General features: G+C 68.5%; 20 protein-coding genes, 1 other RNA gene and 1 pseudogene. 15 read left to right on the top strand and 7 right to left on the bottom strand.

Going from position 1 to position 21,580, the window contains the following annotated elements:
- Window positions 1-225 precede the first annotated feature (225 nt).
- The 15 genes from sppA (at window position 226) to ACT6QK_RS10770 (ending at window position 16,918) form a co-directional block, all read left to right on the top strand.
- Entirely contained in the window at window positions 226-2,010 is a 1,785-nt protein-coding gene (gene sppA, locus ACT6QK_RS10840; protein ID WP_444597840.1) for a signal peptide peptidase SppA, read from the top strand.
- Between the two features lie 146 nt (window positions 2,011-2,156).
- Window positions 2,157-2,501, top strand: a complete 345-nt coding sequence (locus ACT6QK_RS10835; protein ID WP_444597839.1) for a hypothetical protein — start codon at window positions 2,157-2,159, stop codon at window positions 2,499-2,501.
- Between the two features lie 37 nt (window positions 2,502-2,538).
- Complete coding sequence (locus ACT6QK_RS10830; protein WP_444597838.1) at window positions 2,539-3,300, top strand: N-acetylmuramoyl-L-alanine amidase; 762 nt, start codon at window positions 2,539-2,541, stop codon at window positions 3,298-3,300.
- 68 nt (window positions 3,301-3,368) lie between these two features.
- Window positions 3,369-3,747, top strand: an RNA gene (gene rnpB / locus ACT6QK_RS10825) — RNase P RNA component class A.
- 348 nt (window positions 3,748-4,095) lie between these two features.
- The gene (locus ACT6QK_RS10820) at window positions 4,096-4,545 is read left to right on the top strand and encodes a division/cell wall cluster transcriptional repressor MraZ (RefSeq protein ID WP_444597837.1); all 450 of its coding nucleotides are present in this window, start codon (window positions 4,096-4,098) and stop codon (window positions 4,543-4,545) included.
- Window positions 4,542-5,507 (top strand): 16S rRNA (cytosine(1402)-N(4))-methyltransferase RsmH, encoded by a 966-nt coding sequence (gene rsmH, locus ACT6QK_RS10815; RefSeq protein WP_444597836.1) that lies wholly within the window; start codon window positions 4,542-4,544, stop codon window positions 5,505-5,507. Before ACT6QK_RS10820 ends, rsmH begins: the two co-directional genes overlap by 4 nt.
- Window positions 5,504-5,947: a cell division protein FtsL gene (gene ftsL, locus ACT6QK_RS10810; RefSeq protein ID WP_444597835.1), complete on the top strand. Its 444-nt coding sequence runs from the start codon at window positions 5,504-5,506 to the stop codon at window positions 5,945-5,947. The genes rsmH and ftsL overlap by 4 nt, the downstream gene beginning before the upstream one ends.
- Window positions 5,944-7,692 (top strand): peptidoglycan D,D-transpeptidase FtsI family protein, encoded by a 1,749-nt coding sequence (locus tag ACT6QK_RS10805; protein WP_444597834.1) that lies wholly within the window; start codon window positions 5,944-5,946, stop codon window positions 7,690-7,692. The genes ftsL and ACT6QK_RS10805 overlap by 4 nt, the downstream gene beginning before the upstream one ends.
- A complete protein-coding gene (locus ACT6QK_RS10800) occupies window positions 7,689-9,155 on the top strand; it encodes a UDP-N-acetylmuramoyl-L-alanyl-D-glutamate--2,6-diaminopimelate ligase (RefSeq protein WP_444597833.1) in 1,467 nt (488 codons plus the stop codon). The genes ACT6QK_RS10805 and ACT6QK_RS10800 overlap by 4 nt, the downstream gene beginning before the upstream one ends.
- On the top strand, window positions 9,148-10,575 hold the full coding sequence (locus ACT6QK_RS10795; RefSeq protein WP_444597832.1) for a UDP-N-acetylmuramoyl-tripeptide--D-alanyl-D-alanine ligase: 1,428 nt from the start codon (window positions 9,148-9,150) through the stop codon (window positions 10,573-10,575). Before ACT6QK_RS10800 ends, ACT6QK_RS10795 begins: the two co-directional genes overlap by 8 nt.
- Window positions 10,576-11,685, top strand: a complete 1,110-nt coding sequence (gene mraY, locus ACT6QK_RS10790) for a phospho-N-acetylmuramoyl-pentapeptide-transferase (protein WP_444597831.1) — start codon at window positions 10,576-10,578, stop codon at window positions 11,683-11,685. It begins immediately after the preceding gene.
- A gap of 4 nt (window positions 11,686-11,689) precedes the next feature.
- Complete coding sequence (gene murD / locus ACT6QK_RS10785; protein WP_444597830.1) at window positions 11,690-13,138, top strand: UDP-N-acetylmuramoyl-L-alanine--D-glutamate ligase; 1,449 nt, start codon at window positions 11,690-11,692, stop codon at window positions 13,136-13,138.
- Window positions 13,135-14,316 (top strand): putative lipid II flippase FtsW, encoded by a 1,182-nt coding sequence (gene ftsW / locus ACT6QK_RS10780; RefSeq protein ID WP_444597829.1) that lies wholly within the window; start codon window positions 13,135-13,137, stop codon window positions 14,314-14,316. Before murD ends, ftsW begins: the two co-directional genes overlap by 4 nt.
- Before the next feature lie 121 nt (window positions 14,317-14,437).
- The gene (gene murG, locus ACT6QK_RS10775) at window positions 14,438-15,550 is read left to right on the top strand and encodes an undecaprenyldiphospho-muramoylpentapeptide beta-N-acetylglucosaminyltransferase (protein WP_444597828.1); all 1,113 of its coding nucleotides are present in this window, start codon (window positions 14,438-14,440) and stop codon (window positions 15,548-15,550) included.
- A 243-nt stretch (window positions 15,551-15,793) separates the two neighbouring features.
- A complete protein-coding gene (locus tag ACT6QK_RS10770; protein WP_444597827.1) occupies window positions 15,794-16,918 on the top strand; it encodes a mechanosensitive ion channel family protein in 1,125 nt (374 codons plus the stop codon).
- On the opposite strand, the gene ACT6QK_RS10765 is transcribed toward ACT6QK_RS10770, so the two are convergent.
- From ACT6QK_RS10765 to ACT6QK_RS10735, 7 genes and pseudogenes are all read right to left on the bottom strand, one after another.
- Window positions 16,887-17,324 (bottom strand): hypothetical protein, encoded by a 438-nt coding sequence (locus ACT6QK_RS10765; RefSeq protein WP_444597826.1) that lies wholly within the window; start codon window positions 17,322-17,324, stop codon window positions 16,887-16,889. The genes ACT6QK_RS10770 and ACT6QK_RS10765 overlap by 32 nt on opposite strands.
- Before the next feature lie 139 nt (window positions 17,325-17,463).
- The gene (gene map / locus ACT6QK_RS10760; protein WP_444597825.1) at window positions 17,464-18,285 is read right to left on the bottom strand and encodes a type I methionyl aminopeptidase; all 822 of its coding nucleotides are present in this window, start codon (window positions 18,283-18,285) and stop codon (window positions 17,464-17,466) included.
- Window positions 18,286-18,392: 107 nt separating this feature from the next.
- Complete coding sequence (locus ACT6QK_RS10755) at window positions 18,393-18,650, bottom strand: hypothetical protein (protein ID WP_444597824.1); 258 nt, start codon at window positions 18,648-18,650, stop codon at window positions 18,393-18,395.
- Window positions 18,651-18,769: 119 nt separating this feature from the next.
- Entirely contained in the window at window positions 18,770-19,447 is a 678-nt protein-coding gene (locus tag ACT6QK_RS10750) for an SDR family NAD(P)-dependent oxidoreductase (protein WP_444597823.1), read from the bottom strand.
- Between the two features lie 39 nt (window positions 19,448-19,486).
- Window positions 19,487-20,344 (bottom strand): MaoC/PaaZ C-terminal domain-containing protein, encoded by an 858-nt coding sequence (locus tag ACT6QK_RS10745; protein ID WP_444597822.1) that lies wholly within the window; start codon window positions 20,342-20,344, stop codon window positions 19,487-19,489.
- Window positions 20,345-20,431: 87 nt separating this feature from the next.
- Window positions 20,432-20,758: a hypothetical protein gene (locus ACT6QK_RS10740; protein WP_444597821.1), complete on the bottom strand. Its 327-nt coding sequence runs from the start codon at window positions 20,756-20,758 to the stop codon at window positions 20,432-20,434.
- Window positions 20,755-21,580, bottom strand: a pseudogene (locus ACT6QK_RS10735) (chromosome segregation protein SMC); the annotation flags it as partial. The gene ACT6QK_RS10740 and the pseudogene ACT6QK_RS10735, both read right to left, overlap by 4 nt.

Below are 21,580 nucleotides of genomic sequence, written 5' to 3'. Positions count from 1 at the left end.
TCATCAGGGTGACCAGCATGGGAGGTGCGGTCCAGTCATGACGCGGGGCGATAGGCCCCCGCTCGCAGGCGGCTGATATAGGGATTTCTACTCCGCCTATCAATCGTGATGCGGCGCCGCAGCATGAAAGCCGACAAACCTGTCTCCAGCTTCATTTGACGGTGAAGCCCCGGCCGATATGGTCGCGGCCGGCCGCCGACGGCCTGAACGGACCGACTTGCCTCGATGAAACAGTTCTTTCTGACGGTTCTAGGCGTCTTCACGGGCCTGATCCTCTTCCTGGTGGTCGTGCCGGTGGTGCTGGTCATGCTCGCCGTGGGCGCCGCGTCGTCGGCGAAGCCCGCGACCCCGACGAACGCCGTGCTGGAACTGGACCTGCGCGAGGGTCTGACCGATCAGGCGCCGCTCAACCCCTTCGCCTCGTTCGGCGGGTCGGGCCTGTCGGTGATGAAGATCGTCGACACCCTGGCCCAGGCCGAGAAGGACAGCTCGGTCAAGGTGCTGCTGCTGCGCCTGCCCGAGACCGGTCTGACCCCGGCGGCGGCCGACGAGATCCGCCAGGCCGTGATCCGGTTCAAGAACGCCGACAAGACGGTCATCGCCCATTCCCAGGGCTTCATGCCCATCGGGACGGTGATCTCATCCTATATGGTCGGCGCCTCGGCCAGCGAACTGTGGATGCAGAACACCGCCAGCTTCCAGGCGACGGGCTTCTCGGCCGATGACGTCTTCCTGGGGCGGGCCTTCGAGAAGTACGGCGTCAAGGCCGAGTTCGAGCAGCGTTACGAATACAAGAACGCCGTCAACCAGTACACCCAGAGCGATTTCACCGCCCCCCACCGCGAGGCGATGACGGCCTGGATGACCTCCATTTACGACAGCGCCATCGCCAATGCGGCGGCGGATCGCAAGACGACGGCGGAGGCCCTGAAGACGGTCATCCAGGCCGGTCCCTATTCGGCGCCCCAGGCCCTGTCGGCCAAGCTGATCGACAAGATCGGTCAGGTCGAGGAGGCCGAGAACGCGGCCCTGCAGCGCGCCGGCAAGGGCGCCAAGATCGTCGAGTTCGACGACTACGCCTCGGCCCAGGGCGAGCGCACCGGCTCGGGCAAGGACGCCATCGCCATCGTCGGCGGCGAGGGGGCCATCACCACCGGCACGGGCCAGGGCGGTGGGTTCGGCGGCGGATCGTCGATCAAGTCCGACGACACGGCCGAGGCCATCTATGACGCCATCAAGGACAAGGACGTGAAGGCCATCGTCTTCCGCGTCTCCTCGCCGGGCGGTTCGCCCGAGGCGTCCGAGCAGATTCTGGCGGCCGTGCGCGCGGCCCGGGCGGCGGGCAAGCCGGTGGTCGTGTCCATGGGCGCCTATGCGGCGTCCGGCGGCTACTGGATCAGCTCGGAGGCAGACTGGATCGTGGCCCAGCCCTCGACCCTGACGGGCTCCATCGGGGTGTTCGGCGGCAAGTTCGTGCTGGCCGACGCCCTGGGCCGGTTCGGCGTGGATATGCGGGAGCTGACGATCGGCGGCGACTACGCCTCGGCCTTCTCGCCGAGCCAGAGCTTCACCCCGGCGCAGAGGGCGGCCTTCTCGGCCTCGATGGACCGGACCTATGACGACTTCATCACCCGGGTCTCGACCGGTCGCCGTCTGCCCGCCGACCGGGTGCGCGAGATCGCGCGCGGGCGCGTCTGGACCGGCATCCAGGGCAAGGAACTGGGTCTCGTCGATCAACTTGGGGGGGTGACCGAGGCCGTGACAAAGGCGCGTGAACTGGCGAAGATCCCGACCGATCGTTCGGTGCGCTTCAAACGCTATCCCAAACCGGAATCGCCGTGGGAGGCCCTTTCGTCCGCCTTCGGCGTGTCGAGCGAGGCGGCCCGCGCCCTGATCGCCATCGGCGGCGTCATGTCCGACCCGCGCGCCCAGGCCCTGACCGGGGCGGTCGAGGCCGACCGGATGCGCGGGCAGGGGGCGGTGGTCCTGGCGGACCGGCCGCTGCCCTGAGCGTTCGTCGGGCGAACTCCGGGCGAAATTGTCGCGTTGCGCGGCCGTTGATCGGGTGTGGCGCGCGCGTACATTGACGGTTCATGTGGATGGACCGACACTGGGGTCCAGGGCGTCCGGCTGCGGGCGCCGATGAAGGGATGTCGATGACCCACGACCCTCTGATGAACGGCGCCGGCGCTCCGCTGGGTGTCCATGGCCGGCGTCGGACCCATGGCTGGCTGAGCCCGCTCGTGTCTCTGGCCGGTCTGGTCGCCACCGTGGTGGCTCTCGCCGTGGGCGCGATCCTGGCGGTCTTCACCGCCGCCGCCGTGGCCGTCTTCGCCCTGTGCGCCAGCGTGGTGCTGTTCTTCGCCGGCTTCGCCCTGCGCGCGCGCCGTCAGGTCGGGGTCAAGGCCCGTCGCGCGACCGACCCGGCCGAGGGCGTCATCGAGGCCCGCAAGGTGGGCGACACCTGGGTCGCCTACGGCTGGGACCGGCCCGGCCGTTGATCCCGGGGCGTTGATCCTGGGCCGCTGAGGCCGAACCATGCTTCCGATCATCGAGGCGCCTTCGCCCAACTTCAACGCGCGGCGTGGTCCGCCGGACATGCTGGTGCTGCACTACACCGGCATGCAGACGGCCGCCGAGGCCATCGGCCGGTTGCAGGATTCCGCCGCCGAGGTCTCGGCCCACTATGTCGTCGATGAGGATGGTTCGATCCTGCGACTGGTGCCCGAGGAGCGTCGCGCCTGGCATGCGGGACGCGGCGTCTGGCAGGGCGAGACCGACTGCAACGCCGCCTCCATCGGCATCGAGATCGTCAATCCGGGCCATGAATTCGGCTATCGCGACTTCCCCGAGGCCCAGGTCGCGGCGGTGATCGAACTGGTCGCCGACATCCGCACCCGCTGGTCCATCCCAGACGCCCGCATCATCGCGCATTCGGACCTCGCGCCCGACCGCAAGGAGGATCCCGGCGAGCGCTTCCCCTGGAAACGTCTGGCGGGGGCGGGGCATGGCCTGTGGTTCGAACCCGCCGCCGAGCGGATCGCCGCGCTAGGCGGCATGCTGCAGAAAGGCGACGAGGGGCTGGGCGTCCTCGTCCTGCGCTCGGGCCTGCACCGGCTCGGCTATGGTCTGACCCCGGCCGGCGCCTATGACGAGGAACTGGCGGCCACGGTCCGCGCCTTCCAGCGCCACTGGCGACCCTCACGCGTCGACGGCGTCGCCGACGGCGAGACCCGCGCGACCCTTATGGGGGTGTTGCAACTGGCGACGGCCGAGAGCGTCACGGGCGTGCTGAACTGACCTTTCGATTCCCATGAAGGGGAGGGAGAAAGTTGACGAGACGCTTCTAAGCGACCATCACGCCCCCGTCAGACGGCCGGGCGGTCGCGGCGGAGCTTGCTTCGTCGAGGAAAGTCCGGGCTCCACGGTGAAAAGGCGGCGGATAACTTCCGCCCGGGGCGACCCGAGGGAAAGCGCCACAGAAAGCAAACCTCCGACCTTGCGAGGTCGGTAAGGGTGAAAGGGTGGGGTAAGAGCCCACCGCATCGGCGGCAACGTCGATGGCAGGGCAAGCCCCGCCTGGAGCAAGACCAAATAGGGACGGCGCGCGGTTGCGGCCGCAGGGCTCACCGCCCCAGGCGTCCGGGTAGGTCGCGAGAACCGCTCAGCGATGGGCGGTCCAGAGGAATGATCGTCGCCGCGTCTTCGGACGCGGAACAGAACCCGGCTTACAGGCCGTCTGACCCTTTCTTTTTGGGCGTCCACAGGGCGATTTCGGCCCCCTGTGGCGCGGATGAATCACCGCTCGGCGGCGCGGCGCCACGGGATTGATTCCGCTCGTTAATCTTCCGCTTACCCTGTCGCGCCCAGAAGAATGCAAGGTCTTCGGCTCAATATGTTCCGTGTATGTTCTTGCGGAAAAGATGTAGCGGGGCCGGAACGCGTGCAGAACGTGGTTAAAAAGCGTCAATCAATCCCATTGAGGCCCAATACGTCCCATGTTATCCCGGTCCCGTAGCGTGGGGTTGGGGCGTCGAATCTCTCGACGTGTGACGGGTTTTCAGGGACGGGCCGAAAGGCTCGATGGGGCAGGGCGTGTTTCTCGGAACCTATGAGAAACAACTGGACGGCAAGCGCCGTCTTCAGATCCCCGAGGAATTCCGCACGGCCGCCAACGGCGCCGAGACCGGCGTCTTCTGCCTGCAATCCCCCACCGACGACTGTCTGGAGGCCGGGGGCGAGGCCCTGATGGCCGAATATGTCGCCCGAATTCAGGCCCTGCCGTTCGGCAGCGACGAGCGGACGGCCCTGGAAGAGACCCTGTACGGCGGCCAGCGGGTGCTGGCCTATGACGGCGCGGGGCGCATCACCCTGCCCGCCAGCCTGTGCCAGGACGCCGGACTGGACGGCGAGGTCGTCATCGTCGGCATGGGCGAGAAGTTCCGCATCTGGGATCGTGCCGCCTGGAACGCCCGCCGTCCCGCGAGCCGCGCCCTGGCCGGGCGAGTGCTGAAGTCGCCCCCGCCTGCGGGAGGCGCTGCATGAGCGGTCCTCACGCCCCCGTCCTGCTCGCCGAGGTGATCGAAGCCCTGGCGCCCGCGCCCGGCGACGTGATCGTCGACGCCACCTTCGGCGCCGGCGGCTACAGCCGCGCCATTCTCGAGACGGGGGCCGAGGTCATCGGCCTGGATCGCGATCCGACGGTCCAGCCGTTCGCCGACGCCCTGTCCGCCGACTTTCCCGGCAAGTTCACCCTCGTCCGCACGCCGTTCTCGGGCTTGGCCGAGGCCTTCGCCGAAACCGGCAAGGCGAAGCTCGACGGCGCCGTCTTCGACATCGGCGTTTCGTCGATGCAGCTGGATCAGGCCGAGCGCGGCTTCTCCTTCATGCGTGACGGCCCGCTGAACATGCGGATGGGCGACGAGGGGCCGACGGCGGCCGACATCGTCAACACCTATGAGCACGGCCCGCTCGCCTATCTCATCAAACTGTATGGCGAGGAGCGCCAGTCGGGCCGGATCGCCACCGCCATCCTGCGCCGCCGTGTCGAACGGCCATTCGAGCGGACGCTGGATCTGGCCGAGGTGGTCGAGAAGGCTGTCGGCGGACGTCGCGGCGCGCCGACCCATCCGGCCACCCGCACCTTCCAGGCCCTGCGCATCGCGGTGAACGACGAGCTCGGCGAGCTGCGCGCCGGTCTGGCGGCGGCCGAGGCGGCGCTCGCGCCCGGCGGTCGGCTGGCGGTGGTGACCTTCCATTCTCTGGAAGACCGGATCGTGAAGGCCTTCTTCACCGAGCGCAGCGGCAATGCGCCGGGTGGATCGCGCCATGCGCCCGTCGCCGTCGAGAGCCGCAAGCCCAGCTTCACCTTGGCCTTCAAGGGCGCGCGCGAGGCGGGCGAGGCCGAGCTGGCCGCCAACCCCCGCGCCCGCTCAGCGCGTCTGCGCGCGGGGGTTCGCACCGAGGCCCCCGCCTGGGGCCGGATCGAAGGGGCGATCGCCGCATGACCGCCGTTCTGACCGTCGCCCGCACCGGCCTCAATCGCCTGCTGAACTGGAAGGTTCGCGGCGTTCGCTGGATCGACATCATCGGGGTCGTCGTGGTCGCCGTCCTGATCTTCTCCGTCTATGTCGCCAAGGCGGCGGCCGACCGCGAGGATCGCCGCATCGCCCAGATCGAGCGCGAGATCTCCGAGAACCGCCAGCGGGTGCGCCTGCTGCGCGCCGAAATCGCCCGTCTGGAACAGCCCGGTCGGCTGGAGAACCTGTCGCGGTCGGTCGGTCTGGAGCCGGTCGATGTGCATCGCCGCGCGACCGAGGCCGATCTGCCGGGCCTGAAGTCCGCATCCCAAGCGCCGCAGGCTGCGCCCGTGGTCGCCACGCCCGCCCCTGTGCCCGCCTCTGTGCCGGCCTCTGGCGCCGCCGTCTCTCCGGAGGCGCCGCAATGAGCGTTCAGGACCATCGCGCGGGCCATCGTCCTGCCCCCGGCGTCCGACCGGACATCGGCTCGGCCCTGTCTCCCGGCCTGCGCTGGATCGGCTCCCTGGTCTGGTGGATCGAGCACGCCTTCGAGCGCGCCCGCGCCGACGCCCGGCCGGAAGAGGACACGCGGTTCCGGATCTTCCTGCTGCTGGCGGCCTTTTGCCTGGTGTTCTCCGGTCTGGCGGTCGGGGCGGCGCGCGCGGCCCTTTTCATGCCCAAGGGCGCGGCCGGGGCCGGCGCCAATCCCAACGCCCTGGTGCGCGCCGATCTGGTGGACCGTAACGGCGCCCTCCTGGCGACGAACATCACCCACTACGGCCTCTACATCGACCCGAGTGAAGTCTGGGATCGTCGCGCAGCCTTCGACCAGATCCGCTACGCCCTGCCGCGCGTGCCGCTGGACCGGCTGCGCAAGGTCATTTTCGGCGAGCGCCGCCTCATCGTCATGCCGGGCCTGACCCCGGCCGAGCGCGCCGCCGTCCACGACCTGGCCCTTGGCGGGGTGTCGTTTGAGCCGGAAGACCGCCGCGTCTATCCCCTGACCGGCCTGTCGAACCAGCTGATCGGCCTGGCTGACAGCGGCGGCATCGGTCTGTCGGGCGCCGAGCTGGCCTTCAACGACCAGATTCGTGCAGCGGGCATGGCGGGCCAGGACTTCCCCCTGTCCATCGACATGCGGGTCCAGGGAGTGCTGGAGAACGAACTGGCCGCCGCCGCCGAGCTGAACAAGGCCAAGGGCGCCGTGGGCATCGTCACCGACGCCCGCACCGGCGAGGTCCTGGGCATGGCCTCCTGGCCCCAGTCCAATCCGCGCAATCTGGCCGTTTCCGCCGTCTATGAGATGGGGTCGGTATTCAAGACCTTCACCATCGCCGCCGCCGTGGATACCGGCCGGGCGGACATGAACACCATGCTTGACGCCTCGTCGGCCTATATGATCGGCAACAGGCGGATCGCCGACTTCCACGCCACCAACCGGGTGCTGTCGCTGGAGGAGGTCTATCTCCACTCGTCCAACATCGGCACCTCGCGTCTGGCCATCGGCATGGGCGGAAACGTCATGCGCGACTACCTGACCCGGTTCGGCCTGCTGGACGCCGCGCCGATCGAGCTGAAGGAATCGGCGCGTCCGATCCGGCCGCGCGAATGGTCCGACAGCACCCTGGCCTCCCTCTCGTTCGGCTATGGCGCGTCCATCACCCCGGCCCAGATGGCGGCGGCGATGAACGCCATCGCCAATGGTGGGGAGTATCGGCCCCTGACCCTGCGCAAGGGCGGCGTCCCGGGCGTTCAGCCGCGCCGGACGGTGTCGGCCGAGACTTCCTTGACCATGCTGGAACTGATGCGGCGCAACGTCGTCACCGGCTCGGGCAGCCGCGCCGAGGCCCCCGGTCTGCGCGTCGGCGGCAAGACCGGATCGGCCAACAAGCTGGTCAACGGCCGCTATGACCCCACCCATGCCGTGGGGTCGTTCGCGGCGATCTTCCCGGCCGACGGACCTGTGGGAACCCAGAGGTACGGCATCTTCATCCTGATCGACGAGCCGGGCGCCTATCCGCGCACGGGCGGCTTCGTCGCGGCGCCCGCCGTGGGCCGGATCGCCGACCGCATCGCCCCCTTCCTCGGCGTGGAGCGGCGGGCCGACGCCTGGCGTACCGCCCTCGGCGACAAGACTCCCCGTTTCGAGGACGTGGAGGGCGACGGACGATGAGTTCGGCTCCCGCCATCAAGCTTTCGGACCTGCTGCGCCGCGACGTCGCCTCCGATCCCCTCATCACCGGGGTGACGGCCGACAGCCGCAAGGTCGAGCCGGGCGCCCTGTTCGTGGCCCTGCCCGGGACCACGTCCGACGGCCGCGCCTTCATCCCCCAAGCCCTGGCCCAAGGGGCGGCCGCGGTTCTGGCGCCGATGGATACCCCGCACGGCGCCGCGCCGGTTCTGGTCACCTCGGGCGATGTGCGTCGGGCCTATGCGATCGCGGCGCGGGGCTTTTACGGCGCCCAGCCGGCGACCTGCGTGGCGGTGACGGGGACCAACGGCAAGACCTCGGTCGCCGCCTTCTGCCGCCAGATCTGGGCCGCCATCGGCCACAAGTCGGCCAGCATGGGCACCCTCGGCGTGGTCGGCCAGAAGGGCGACAAGACCTACACCCTGACCGGCCCCGGTCTGACCAGTCCCGACGCCGGCGACGCCGCCCGGCTTCTGGCCGAGCTGGCCCGCAAGGAGGTCACCCATCTGGCGCTGGAAGCCTCCTCCCACGGCATCGACCAGCGTCGTCTGGACGGGGTGACGCTGAAGGCGGCGGGCTTCACCAACCTGACCCAGGACCACCTCGACTATCACGGCACGATGGAGGACTACCGCGCGGCCAAGCTGAGGCTGTTCGAGACCCTGTTGCCGCGCGGCCGGACGGCGGTGCTGAACGCCGATTCCGACGCCTACAACGCCTTCGCCTCGGCCGGGATCATGTCGGGTCTGGGCATCATGGGCGTGGGCGAGCGCGGCCGCGACCTGGCCCTGATCGAACGGATCGCCACGCCGGAGGGACAGAGACTGTTGCTGGACGTGCGCGGCGCGCGGCACGAGGTTCTGCTGCCCCTGGCCGGCGGCTTCCAGGCCGCCAACGCCCTGGTCGCCGCGGGCCTGTGCATCGCGGCGGGCGACCGCGTCGACCGCGTCCTGCCGGCGCTGGAGAAGATCACGGGCGCGCAAGGGCGGCTGCAGCGCATTCCGGGCGGCCGGAACGGCGGCGAGGTCTATGTCGACTACGCCCACACGCCGGACGGGCTGGAGACGGTGCTGAACGCCCTGCGTCCGCATGCGACCGGGCGGCTGATCGTGGTCTTCGGCGCGGGCGGCGACCGCGACCGGGGCAAACGTCCCCTGATGGGCGATATCGCCGGCCGGTTCGCCGACGTGGCCATCGTCACCGACGACAATCCCCGCTCCGAGGATCCGGCCGCCATCCGCGCCCAGGTGCGTGAGGGCTGTCCCGAGGCGCTGGAGATCGGCGACCGGCGCGAGGCCATTCACGAGGCGATCGGCATGATGGGCGCCGGCGATGTGGTGGTGATCGCCGGAAAAGGGCATGAACAGGGTCAGATCGTGGGGACGACGATTCACCCCTTCGATGACGCCACCGTCGCCGCCGAAGCCCTGACCCAGAATGCCTGACGCCCCGTCCAACCTGACCGCGCCCCTCTGGACAGCCGCCGATATCGCCCGGGCCACGGGCGGCCGGATCGAGGGCGGGGACTTCGACGCCACGGGCCTGACCTACAACAGCCGCGAGATCGAGCCGGGCGACCTGTTCCTGGCGCTGCGGGGCGCCCGCGACGGTCATGACTTCGCCGCCGCCGCCTTCGAGGGCGGGGCGGTCGGCTCCCTGGTCGAACGGCCGGTGGACGGCGGACCCTGCATCGTCGTGCCCGACACGCTGCGGGGGCTGGAGGCGCTCGGGGCGGCAGCTCGGGATCGCGCGCCGCATGTCCGTCGCGGCGCCGTCACCGGCAGCGTCGGCAAGACCAGCGTGACCCAGGCGATCAAGGCCGGTCTCGATCTGGCCGGGCCCGCTCACGCCTCGATCAAGAGCTACAACAACCACATCGGCGTGCCCCTGACCCTGGCGCGGATGCCCGCGACGGTGCAGCGGGCGGTGTTCGAGATCGGCATGAATGCCCCCGGCGAGATCGGTCCCCTGTCGCGCATGGTCCAGCCGCACGCCGCCTGCGTGACCACGGTCGGCCCGGTCCATATCGAAGCCTTCGCCGATGGCGAGACAGGCGTGGCGCGCGAAAAGGCGGCCATCTTCCAGGGGCTCGTCCCCGGCGGCGTCGCGGTCATCAATGGCGACAACCCCTGGGTCGATCTGCTGTCCGGGGCGGCCCGGGACGTCGGCGCCCGCGTCGCGACCTTCGGCTCGGCCGCCGAGCATGACGCCCGCCTGATCGACTTCGTTTCATACGAGGGCGGCGCCCGGGTCACCGCCGACCTTCGCGGCCGGGCGCTCGATTTCACTCTGAAGCAGTCCGGCTTCCACTGGGGCCTCAACAGCCTCGCCGTCATCCTGATGCTGGAGGCGCTGGATGTCCCGGTCGAGACGGCGCTCGCCGCCCTCGCCGAGTTCCAACCGCTGAAGGGCAGGGGAGAGACTCGCCGCGTGACCCGCTCCGGCGGCGCCTTCACCCTGATCGACGAAAGCTACAACGCCAATCCGCTGTCGATGCGGGCGGGCTTCAAGTCCCTGGCCGCCAGACCGGTTGAGCCGGGAGGGCGACGCATCGCCATCCTGACGGACATGCTGGAGCTGGGCGACCAGTCCCGGGCTCTGCATGAGGGTCTCGCCGTCGACATCGAGGCCGCCGGCATCGACGTGGTGCATGTCGCCGGCCCTGAGATGATCGGGCTCTGGCACGCACTGCCGCCTGGACGACGCGGTCAGTGGCGCACCGAGGCGATCGAACTGGCCGATATGGCCGCCGATCTGGTCGGGCCGGGCGACATCGTCATGGTCAAGGGGTCGAACGGCTCGAAGGCTTCGCTCGTCGCCAAAGCGCTCGCGGCGCTGGATCAACCGGCCGAGGGGGCCGTCTAGATGTTCTATCTGCTCTATCTCCACTTCGCCGATGTGGCGAAGGACTATCCCCTGCTCAATCTGGTCCAGTACCAGACCGTCCGGGTGGCCCTGGCCATGGCGACGGCCATGATCGTGGCGGTGGCCATGGGCAGCCGCTTCATCAACTGGATCCGCGCCAAACAGGGCCGGGGCCAGCCGATCCGCGACGACGGCCCGGTCTCCCACCTGTCCAAGGTCGGCACCCCCACCATGGGCGGTCTGATGATCCTGGCGGGCATCGGCGTGGCGGTCTTCCTCTGGGGCGACCTGACCAATCCCTACATATGGATCGTGTCCGGCGTGACGGCGGCCTTCGGCGTGCTGGGCTTCGTCGACGACTACGCCAAGGTGACCAAACAGACCTCGGCCGGCCTGACCTCGAAACAGAAGCTTCTGGCCCAGGTGGCGGTCGCGGTGGTCGCGGGCGTTCTGACCGTGCTGTGGATGACCCAGTCGCCGACCTCGCCCTTCCTGGAGACCTCGATCGCCTTCCCCTTCTTCAAGAACGTGCTGCTGAACGTCGGCTGGTTCTATGTCGCGTTCGCGGCCTTCACGATCGTGGGCTTCTCCAACGCCGTGAACCTGACCGACGGTCTGGACGGACTGGCCATCGTGCCGGTGATGATGGCGGCGGCGGCGTTCGGGGTCATCGCCTATCTGGTCGGCAACTTCATCTTCTCCCAGTATCTGGGCGTCCACCATGTGCCGGGATCGGGCGAGCTGGCCATCTTCTGCGCGGCCATCATCGGCGGGGGCACAGGTTTCCTCTGGTACAACGCCCCGCCGGCCAAGATCTTCATGGGCGACACCGGGTCGCTGGCCCTGGGCGGCGCTCTGGGGTCCATCGCGGTGGCCACCAAGCACGAGCTGGTGCTGGGCATCGTCGGCGGCTTGTTCGTGCTCGAGGCGGCCTCGGTCATGATCCAGGTCGGCTATTTCAAGCTGACCAAGCGGCGCATCTTCCTGATGGCTCCCATCCATCACCATTTCGAGAAGCTGGGATGGCCGGAATCGACGGTGGTGATCCGGTTCTGGATCGTCGCCGCCATGCTCGCCCTGGCGGGCCTCTCCACCCTCAAGTTGCGCTGACGCCATGATCCCGGTCCCCGGTTTCGAAGGCAGACGCGTCGCGGTCTTCGGCCTGGGGCGGTCGGGGATCACGGCCGCGCGCGCGCTTCAGGCCGGCGGCGCCCTTCCGATCCTGTGGGACGACGGGGTCTCGGGCCGGATGCAGGCCGAGGCGGAGGGGTTCACGGTCGAGGATCTGACGACGGCTGACTGGTCGGGCTTCGCCGCCTTGGTCCTGTCGCCGGGCGCGCCCCTGACCCATCCCCGGCCGCACTGGACGGTGGACAAGGCCCGGGCGGCGGGCGTCGAAGTGATCGGCGACATCGAACTGTTCGCCCGGGCCATCTCGGCCCTGCCCGAAGACGAGCGGCCGAAAGTCGTCGCCATCACCGGCACCAACGGCAAGTCCACGACCACGGCCCTGATCGGCTGGGTGCTGAAACAGGCCGGGCTGACGGTCCATGTCGGGGGCAATATCGGCATCGGCGTTCTGGCCCTGCCGAAGCCCACGCCCGACGCCGCCTATGTGATCGAGGTGTCCAGCTATCAGCTGGACCTGACCACCAGCTTCGCGCCCGATGTGGCGATCCTGACCAATATCAGCCCCGACCATCTGGACCGGCACGGAGGGATGGAGGGGTATGTCGCGGCGAAGCGGCGGCTGTTCCAGAGCCAACCGGTCGGGAGTCTGGCCTTGGTGGGCGTTGACGAGGGCTGGGGTGAGGCGATCGCTCGCGATCTGGCGACGTTCCAGAAGCGCGATGTCACAGCGGTCTCCACGCGAGACCATGGTCCCCCGGTCATGGAGGACGCGAAATCCGTCCTTTGGACTCATGATCGGACCCTTTTCGAAGTCGCAAAGTCGATGCGTCTTGAGACTTGGCCTAGCGAAGATTGCCCTCTTGTCGACCTCACCCCCGCCCGCTCTCTCCCCGGACGACACAACGCCCAGAACGCCGCCTTCGCCTATGCCGCCGCCCGCGCGCTGGGCGTCGGATACGAGCAAGCCGCCGCCGGCCTGATGTCCTTCCCCGGCCTGGCTCACCGGATGGAGACGGTCGGCCACATCGGCCCGGTCCGCTTCGTCAACGACTCCAAGGCCACCAACGCCGACGCGGCGCGTCAGGCCCTGACCTCCTATCCATCCGTTTTCTGGATCGCCGGGGGCGTGCCCAAGGCCGGCGGTATCGACGATCTGGCCGACCTCTTCCCGCGCGTGGCCCGGGCCTATCTGATCGGTCAGGCGGCCGAGGCCTTCGGCGCGACCCTCGGCAAGACGCCGCACGAGATCGTCGGCACGATTGAGGCCGCCGTGGCCGCCGCGGCGCGCGATGCGGCCGCAGCCGGGGGCGATCAGGTCGTCCTGCTGTCGCCGGCCTGCGCCAGTTTCGACCAGTATCCGGACTTCGAGGCACGGGGCGAGGCGTTCCGCGCCGCCGTGATGGCGCTCGGGGCCGAGGGAGGCGCGGCATGAACGAGACCTATACCCGCCCGTTTTCGCGCAACGATTCCGGCGTCATTGCCCAGTGGTTCTGGACCGTCGATCGCGCCCTGCTCGGCGCGGCCCTGGCCCTGATGGCGACGGGGGTGGCGCTCAGCTTCGCCTCCAGCCCGGCGGCGATCATGGCCGACGAGTCGATCACCGACCCCTTCCACTATTCCTGGAGGATGCTGGTCTGGGCCTCCGGCGGGGTGTCGATCATGTTCCTGACCTCGCTGATGTCGCCCAAGGGCGTGCGGCGGATCGCCGTCCTGACCCTGTTGGGCGGTATGCTGGTCATGGCCGCCCTGCCGTTCATCGGCAATGAGGTGAAGGGCGCCGCCCGCTGGGTGAACTTGGGTCCGTTCAGCCTGCAACCCAGTGAGTTCGTCAAACCCAGTTTGATCGTCTTCGCCGCCTGGATGTTCGCCGAGGGGCAGAAGGGGCAGGGGGTGCCGGGCGTTTCGATCGCCTTCGGCTTCTGGGCTCTCGTGGTCGGCCTGTTGCTGATACAGCCCGACATCGGCCAGACCCTGCTGATCACCGCCACCTTCATGGCGGTCTTCTTCATGGCCGGGGTGCCGTGGAAATGGATGGCGGTCATCGCCACGGCGGGCGCCGGCGGGCTGGTGTCACTCTATTTCACCTTCGGCCACATGCGCGACCGCCTGAGCCGGTTCACCAACCCCGAGAACACCGACACCCACCAGATCGACCGCGCCAGTGAGGCCATCCGGGCCGGCGGCCTGTTTGGACGCGGTGTCGGCGAGGGGGTGATGAAGCGGCACGTGCCCGACCTGCACACCGACTTCATCTACTCGGTCGGCGCCGAGGAGTTCGGCCTGATGCTCAGCCTGACCATCATCGGCCTCTACGCCTTCATCGTGGTGCGCGGAATGCGACGGGCGATGAAGCTGAACGATCCGTTCGAACAGACGGCGGCGGCCGGGCTGTTCACCCTGATCGGGCTGCAGGCCTGCATCAATGTGGCGGTGAACCTGAACCTGATCCCGACCAAGGGGATGACCCTGCCCTTCATCTCCTATGGCGGCTCGTCCATGCTGGCCATGGGCCTGACCATGGGATTCGCCCTGGCCCTGACCCGGCGCAGGCCGGGGGCCTATGAGCCCGGCGCGGCCTTCTCGCGGCCGGGGAGCCGCATCCTGTCGTGAGGGGTGAAGAGTGCTAGTGAATAGTGAGTGGTGAGAAGATCAGCGCTATGTCGGCATCGGCTTCCACTCACTACTCACCAGCACTCTTCACCCAGACCCAAGCTCCAGCCAGAGAGCGAGAATGAAGTCCAGAGTCTGCGTCGACGCCGCCGGGGGAACCGGCGGCCATATGTTCCCCGCCGAGGCCCTGGCCCGCGAGATGGCCGCGCGCGGCTGGCGCGTGGTTCTGGCCACCGACCGGCGCGGCGAACAGTACGCGGCCAACTTCCCGGCCGAGGAGAAGCTGTATCTAGACGCCGCCACAGGCTCCGGTCCCATGGCCCTGCTGAAAGCGGGCGTGGCGATCCTGAAGGGGGTGTTGCAAGCCCGGTCGGCGTTCAAGCGGTTGAACCCTTCGGTCGTGGTCGGCTTCGGCGGCTATCCGTCCGCCCCGGCCCTGGTCGCCGCCCTGACGCAGGGACGTGCGACCTTGATCCACGAACAGAATGCGGTGCTGGGCCGCACCAACCGGATGCTGGCCGGGCGGGTGAAGGCCGTCGCCTCGTCCTTCCCGACCCTGGTCCATGCGCCCGCGGGTCTGAAGGCCCATCTGGTCGGCAGCCCGGTGCGGGCCGAGATTCGCGCCCTGTTCGACCGGCCCTATGTGGCGCCGGCCGCAGACGGGCCGATCCATGTTCTGGTCACCGGCGGCAGTCAGGGCGCCCGCATCCTGTCGGAGACCACGCCCCGGGCCCTGGCCGCCCTGCCGGAGGCTCTGCGGCGCCGGCTGAAGGTCCAGCAGCAATCGCGGCCGGAGACGATGGAGGCCGCGCGCCAGATCTATCTCGAGTCCGGGATCGAGGCCGAGGTGGCGCCCTTCTTCCGCGACATGGCCGCGCGGCTGTCGACGGCCCATCTGGTGGTCGGCCGGGCCGGCGCCTCGACCTGCGCTGAACTGGCGGTCGCGGCCCTGCCGTCGGTCCTGATCCCGTTGAAGATCGCCACCGACGACCACCAGACCCTGAACGCCCGGGCCCTGACAGACGTGACAGCCTCCGAGGTGATCCGCGAGGACGACGTCACCGTCGAGCGTCTGACCGCCGCTCTCACAGGGATCCTGTCCGAACCGGCGCGGCTGGGCGCCATGAGCGCAGCAGCCCGCTCCGTCGCCATCCCCGACGCGGCCGCGCGACTGGCCGATCTGGCGGAGGCGACGGCGAATTACGCTTCCCTCTCCCGGCGGGAGAGGGCTTGAGCGCACGACGGCTTACCGTCGTTCTGGCGCGAAAGGGTGAGGGGGTGATCGTTGTGGTTTCGCGCGATGCTCCCGCCTCAACTTCTGACCTGACATAGGCGATCGGAACTCCGTTCAAGCCGCCAGCCCCTCACCCTTTCGCGCGAAGGCCGATCGCTTCGCTCACGGGCGCTCAAGCCCTCTCCCGACGGGAGAGGGGGCATCGAGCGCGAACAACCTCGGCCGTGGCGCGTTACGTCCCCCATGCCTCCCGAGATCCACGATCTGACGCGACGCATCGCGGTCTTGTGGCGCGAGTTCGCCTGGCTTCCCGAGTGGGCGGTCATCGGCCTGGTGCTGCTGGTCTTCGCCGGTGGGGCCTGGCTCGTGCACAAGGTGATTTTCGCCGTCCTGCGTCGGGTGGTGAAGGACCGCGATCTGTTCTGGCGCGGCGTCGTCGAGCGGGCGCGCAAGAAGCTGCGGGTGCTCGTCCTCATCGTCGGCCTGGCCATCGGGGTGACCGTGTCGCCGCTGGACCCGGGGGCCTCGGCCCAGGTGCGGTCGGGCCTGCTGATCGCCTTCATCCTGACCATCGGCTGGCTGGCGTCCGGCGTGCTGGACATGTGGTCGGTGATGCACCTGAGGCGGTACAATATCGCCGTCGAGGACAATCTACTGGCGCGCAAGCATCTGACGCAGACGCGCATCCTTCAGGGTGTGGCCAAGGTCATCCTTGTGATCGTCACCGTGGGACTGGCCCTGATGACCCTGTCCGGGTTCCGCCAGTGGGGCGTCAGTCTTCTGGCCTCGGCGGGTGTGGTGGGCATCATCGCTGGTCTGGCCTTGCAGCCGGTTCTGACCAATCTACTGGCCGGCATCCAGATCGCCCTGGCCCAGCCCATCCGCATCGACGACGCCGTCATCGTCGAGGGGGAGTGGGGCAATGTCGAGGAGATCACCTCGACCTATGTCGTCGTCCGGCTGTGGGACTGGCGGCGGATGGTGCTGCCGCTGAGCTATTTCATCACCAAGCCGTTCCAGAACTGGACGCGCGAGAACGCCCGGCTGATCGGCACGGCCATGTTCTACGTCGACTACGAGGCGCCCATCGACCGGCTGCGCGAGGCGTTCGAGGGCATCGTCAAGGCGTCCAAGCTCTGGGACGGGGACGTCCAGGTGCTGCAGGTCACCGACATCACGGAGCGGGTGCTGCAGGTCCGGTGTCTGGCCAGCGCAAGGTCGGCGCCCGTCGCATTCGACCTGCGCTGCGAAATCCGCGAGAAGCTGATGGCCTTCATGCGCGACGAATGCCCGGAAGCCCTGCCGAGGGACCGCCTGCAATGGGACCGCGAGCAGGTCAGTCCCCGATCGCCGCCCGCCCCAGCCTGACGGCGTCCTCCAGGGTGACGGCTTGGCTCGCGGGTGGTTCAGCGGCGCAGGCCACGGCCGCCAGTTCATCGGCGTCGCCTCCACTGACGATGGAGTAGGCGGGCTGGTTTTCGGTCATGGCAGGGCCTTCAATGCCGCCCTCGCGCACCGAGGCGAAGTCCAGACGGTCGGCCGTGCGGGCGGCGCAATCGAAGCGCCACCAGGACCAGCCGCCCCAGTAGGCGACATCACCGACGTGGAAGTCCTTGTCCGCCACCTGCAGCACCCGCATGCGGACGGTATCACCCTCGCGGACGATCGAGGCCGTGTCCGCCGCCTGGGCGAAGCGTCCGGCCCCGGTGATGACGAAGGCGTGGGATTGTGAGTCCAGAGCGAGCGACCACAACAAGGCGAGAAGGATCAACATCAATAAATTCCGTCATCCTCGGGCTTGACCCGAGGATCGGGCGCCATGCGGGCCTGTGCTTCTAATCGAGTTCTGCCGGCGACGCAGTGCGGGCGGCGAATCCGGCCCTCGGGTCAAGCCCGAGGGTGACGGAGAGGGATCAGTTCGGACGGAACAGGCCGGCGGGGCTGGCGGTGAAGATCTCCAGCCCGTCCTCCGTCACCCCGATGGTGTGTTCGCACTGGGCCGACAGGGACTTGTCGCGCGTCACCGCGGTCCAGCCGTCGGACAGAACCTTCACATGCGGCTTGCCCAGGTTCACCATCGGCTCGACGGTGAAGAACATGCCGGGCTCCAGCACCGCGCCCTCGCCGCGACGACCGTAGTGCAGGACGTTGGGCGCGTCGTGGAAGATGCGGCCGATGCCGTGGCCGCAGAAGTCGCGCACCACGCTCATGCGGTTCTCCTCGACGTAGCGCTGGATGGCGTAGCCGATGTCGCCGAACGTATTGCCGGGCTTTACCTGCTCCAGACCCAGGCGCAGGGACTCGTAGGTGACGTCGATCAGTTTCCTCGCCCGGGCGTTGATGTGTCCGACCGAATACATGCGGCTGGAATCACCGTGCCAGCCGTCGACGATGACGGTGTGGTCGATGTTGACGATATCGCCGTCCTTCAGCACCCGGTCGCCGGGAATGCCGTGGCAGACGATGTGGTTGATCGAGGTGCAGACTGTCTTGGCGTACCCCTTGTAGCCCAGGCAGGCGGGCAGGCCGCCGCGCGCGATCGTATAGTCGCGGATGCGGTCGTCGATCTCCTGCGTCGTCACGCCCGGAACGACGAAGGGGGCGATCATGTCGAGGGCCTCGGCCACCAGACGGCCCGCCAGGCGCATGCCTTCGAAATCATCCGCCGAATGGACGCGGATGGTGCTGGAGCGCACCAGGTGCTCGTCGGCGAGATCGTCGGGGGTTTCGTACATCAGGGCGGCAGGCTCGGAGAGGGGCGGGATCGCGATCAGATGGCGACGTTAGCACAAAAGCTCAACCCCGTGTTGAGCAGGCCGACGCGGCGGAACGAAGGCGACCCTCACTTCGGTCGGGCGGCGAGACCCGCGCCGAAAAGACCGGCGTCCTGGGGCTCCGGCTGAGGTCCGGCGCGTCGTCGCCGATCGAACGCCGGCTGCGCCTCGACATTGCACAGCTGCGCCACGACGTCCGCCGCCTCGCCCCGCACCTGGGCGACCTGTTGGGGTTGGCCCGCCGCGAAGCGAATGAGGACGATGCCGTCGCTTTGCCTTTGCACCGAACTCACCAGTTCGGGATTGATCCAGATCAGCCCGCCCACATCGAGTTGAAACGCGATTAACCGTGTGATGGCGGCCTCCTCTACGCGACGCTACGACAGTGCTGTCATAACAAGGTGTTCCGAACAAAGACTGAATGGCGTCCCGGAAACCCGGTTCCCTATTCCGCGTAGATCATCTTGCGGGTCATGCCGCCGTCCACCGTCAGAACCTGACCGGTGACGAAGCCGGCTTCGGCCAGATAGAGGACCGCGCCGGCGATGTCGTCGGGGCGGCCGACCCGGCCGACCGGATGCTGGGCCTGATCGGCCTCGCTCACGTCCTCCCCGTCCGAAATCCAGCCGGGCGCGACGGCGTTGACCCGGATCTTCGGCCCCAGGCTGATGGCCATGGCGTGGGTCAGGGCGACCAGGGCGCCTTTTGAGGCCACATAGGCCTCGGTATTCGGTTCGGACATGAAGGCGCGGGTCGAGACCATGTGGACGATGCCGGCGCCGTCGCGCATCAACGGAATCGCCGCGCGGCTCATCAGAAAGGCGCCGGTCAGGTGGCTGTCGGTCACCTTGCGCCAGTCCGCCAGCGACAACTCCGCCATCGGCCCCCGGTCGGGCGAGGCGATCCCGGCGTTGTTGACCAGCAGATCAAGCCGGTCCCAGCCCAGTTCGTCGAAAGCGGCCGCGACCGAGGTCTCGTCGCCGACGTCGCAGATGATGGAGCGGGCGTCCTCATGGCCGGGCTTCAGGTCGAAAGACGCGACCTTCCAACCCGCCTCAAGCAGGGCGACGCACAGGCCGGTTCCGATGAGGCCGGCGCCGCCGGTGACGATGGCTTTTTTCATAGGGCTTCAAGGCGTGGCGGGCGGGACGGTTCCGAGACCCTAAACCACCTCCGCTCGCCCGTTGTTGAGCACCACGACATTGTCGCGGTTCGGCGCTGTGGTGCGGAACGACACCACCTCGCCGTCGCGCCAGATCTCGGTGCGCAGGGCGTCGCCCGGAAAGACCGGGGCGCTGATCCGCGCGCCCATGGACTTCAGCCGCGTCGGGTCGAAGTCGCAGACCGAGCCCAGGATCGCCCGGGCCGCGAAGCCGTATGTGCACATGCCATGCAGGATCGGCTGGGGAAAGCCCGCCTCCCGCGCCGTAGCCGGCGTCGCGTGCAGCGGATTGCGGTCGCCGGTCAGGCGGTAGATCAGGGCCTGTTCCGGGCGGGTGACCTGATCGACGACGAGGTCGGCGGGCCGGTCGGGCAGGGCATGCGGGCTGGAAAGCGTCCCCGCCGATGACCCGCCGCCGCCGTCGGCGCGCGCGAAGTTGGTGATGATGTTGGTGGCGAGGGCCTCGCCCGTCTCGGCGTCGGTCAGCACCTGTTCGCAGACCACCAGCAGGCCGCGCCCCGGCCCCTTGTCGTGCACGCCGGTGATGCGCGACCTCACCCGGCCCCGCCCCGACGGCGGGATCGGCCGGTGGAAGATGTTCTTCTGCTCGCCATGCAGTGACATCGCCAGATCGACGCCGCTCTCCCGCATCCAGGCGTCGTCATAGTAGAGGGTGATCGCCGCCGTCGGACTGACCCGGAAATCCGGCCCCTCGACCACATAGGCCAGTTCGCGATCATCGACCGGATCCTGTCCGAACCCCGTGGCCAGGGCGTAGATCTGGCAATGTTCCTGCGTCCACGAACAGTCGTGATCCGGCAGTTTCAGGTCCAGAAGCCGCTGGGCGTCGATGGCCATGGTTGGTCCTTCCCTTTTATCTTTCAGGAAGGCTAGGCCGAATTAATCCGCTAATGCAAGTGACTGCGCGGTGATTGATCGAGCGTCTCAATGCGCTGGAGGGTCAATTGTCCACTGGCTGATGTAGTCGGGATCAACGACGATCTCGCCGGTTGAACGCAGGCGGTATTCGCCTCTCGGGGCGGGCTGGAACGAACTGAGGTCGGGCGGCAGCCAGTAGGTCTCGCCCTCATGGGCGCCGCTCGGAATGATCTCGAAACCGTTCTCGGGATCGGCCGTCTGGATGACGCCATAGAGCTGCGTCTGCTCTTCGCCTTCAGGTCGGCGCCAGGTCAGGCCGATCAGGACGACCGCCCCGATCATGGCGTCGGCCACTCCGTCATCCCATCCGGGCCTGTCGTCCTCAAAGCTCATGCCACCAGGGTCTCGGCCTGTTTCAGATCGACGCTGACCAGCTGGGACACGCCGCGCTCGGGCATGGTGACGCCGTAGAGGCGGTCCATCCGGCTCATGGTCACCGGGTTGTGGGTGATGACGATGAAGCGGGTGTCGGTGCGTTTGCGCATCTCGTCCAGCATGCGGCAGAAGCGATCGACGTTGGCGTCGTCCAGCGGGGCGTCGACCTCGTCCAGCACGCATACGGGGGCGGGGTTGGCCAGGAAGACGCCGAAGATCAGGGCCGCCGCCGTCAGGGCCTGTTCGCCGCCGCTCATCAGCGACATGACCGACAGCCGCTTGCCGGGTGGGCAGGCGTAGATTTCGAGACCGGCCTCCAGAGGGTCGTCGGATTCGACCAGTTTCAGCTCGGCCTGGCCGCCGCCGAACAGGGCCTCGAACAGGCTCTTGAAGTTGTCGTTGATGATGTCGAAGGCGGCGACCAGCCGTTCGCGGCCCTCGGCGTTCAGTTCGTCGATGCCGTCGCGCAGGCGGGCGATGGCGGTGGTGAGGTCCGACCGCTCGATCCGCATGGTGTTCAGCCGGTCGCCGTATTCGACGGCCTCGTCCTCGGCGCGCAGGTTGACGGCGCCCAGAGCCTCGCGTTCGCGCTCCAGACCGAACAGGAGGCTTTCGGCCCCTGCGGCGTCGGGCGGACGGGCCACCGCGTCGTCGGTCAGCTTCTGGCCGAGCGCTTCCGGCGACATTCCTGCGGCCTCCTGCACATTGCGGTACGCCTCGGCCAGACGTTCGGCGGCGGCCTCGGCGCGGACGGCCAGACCGGCGCGCGCCTCGCGGGCC

Source organism: Brevundimonas sp. (assembly GCF_052436175.1).
In the GTDB taxonomy this organism is placed as follows: Bacteria; Pseudomonadota; Alphaproteobacteria; order Caulobacterales; family Caulobacteraceae; genus Brevundimonas.
Note: the sequence above shows the minus strand (reverse complement) of the source record. Positions and strands in the feature narration are given on the sequence as shown.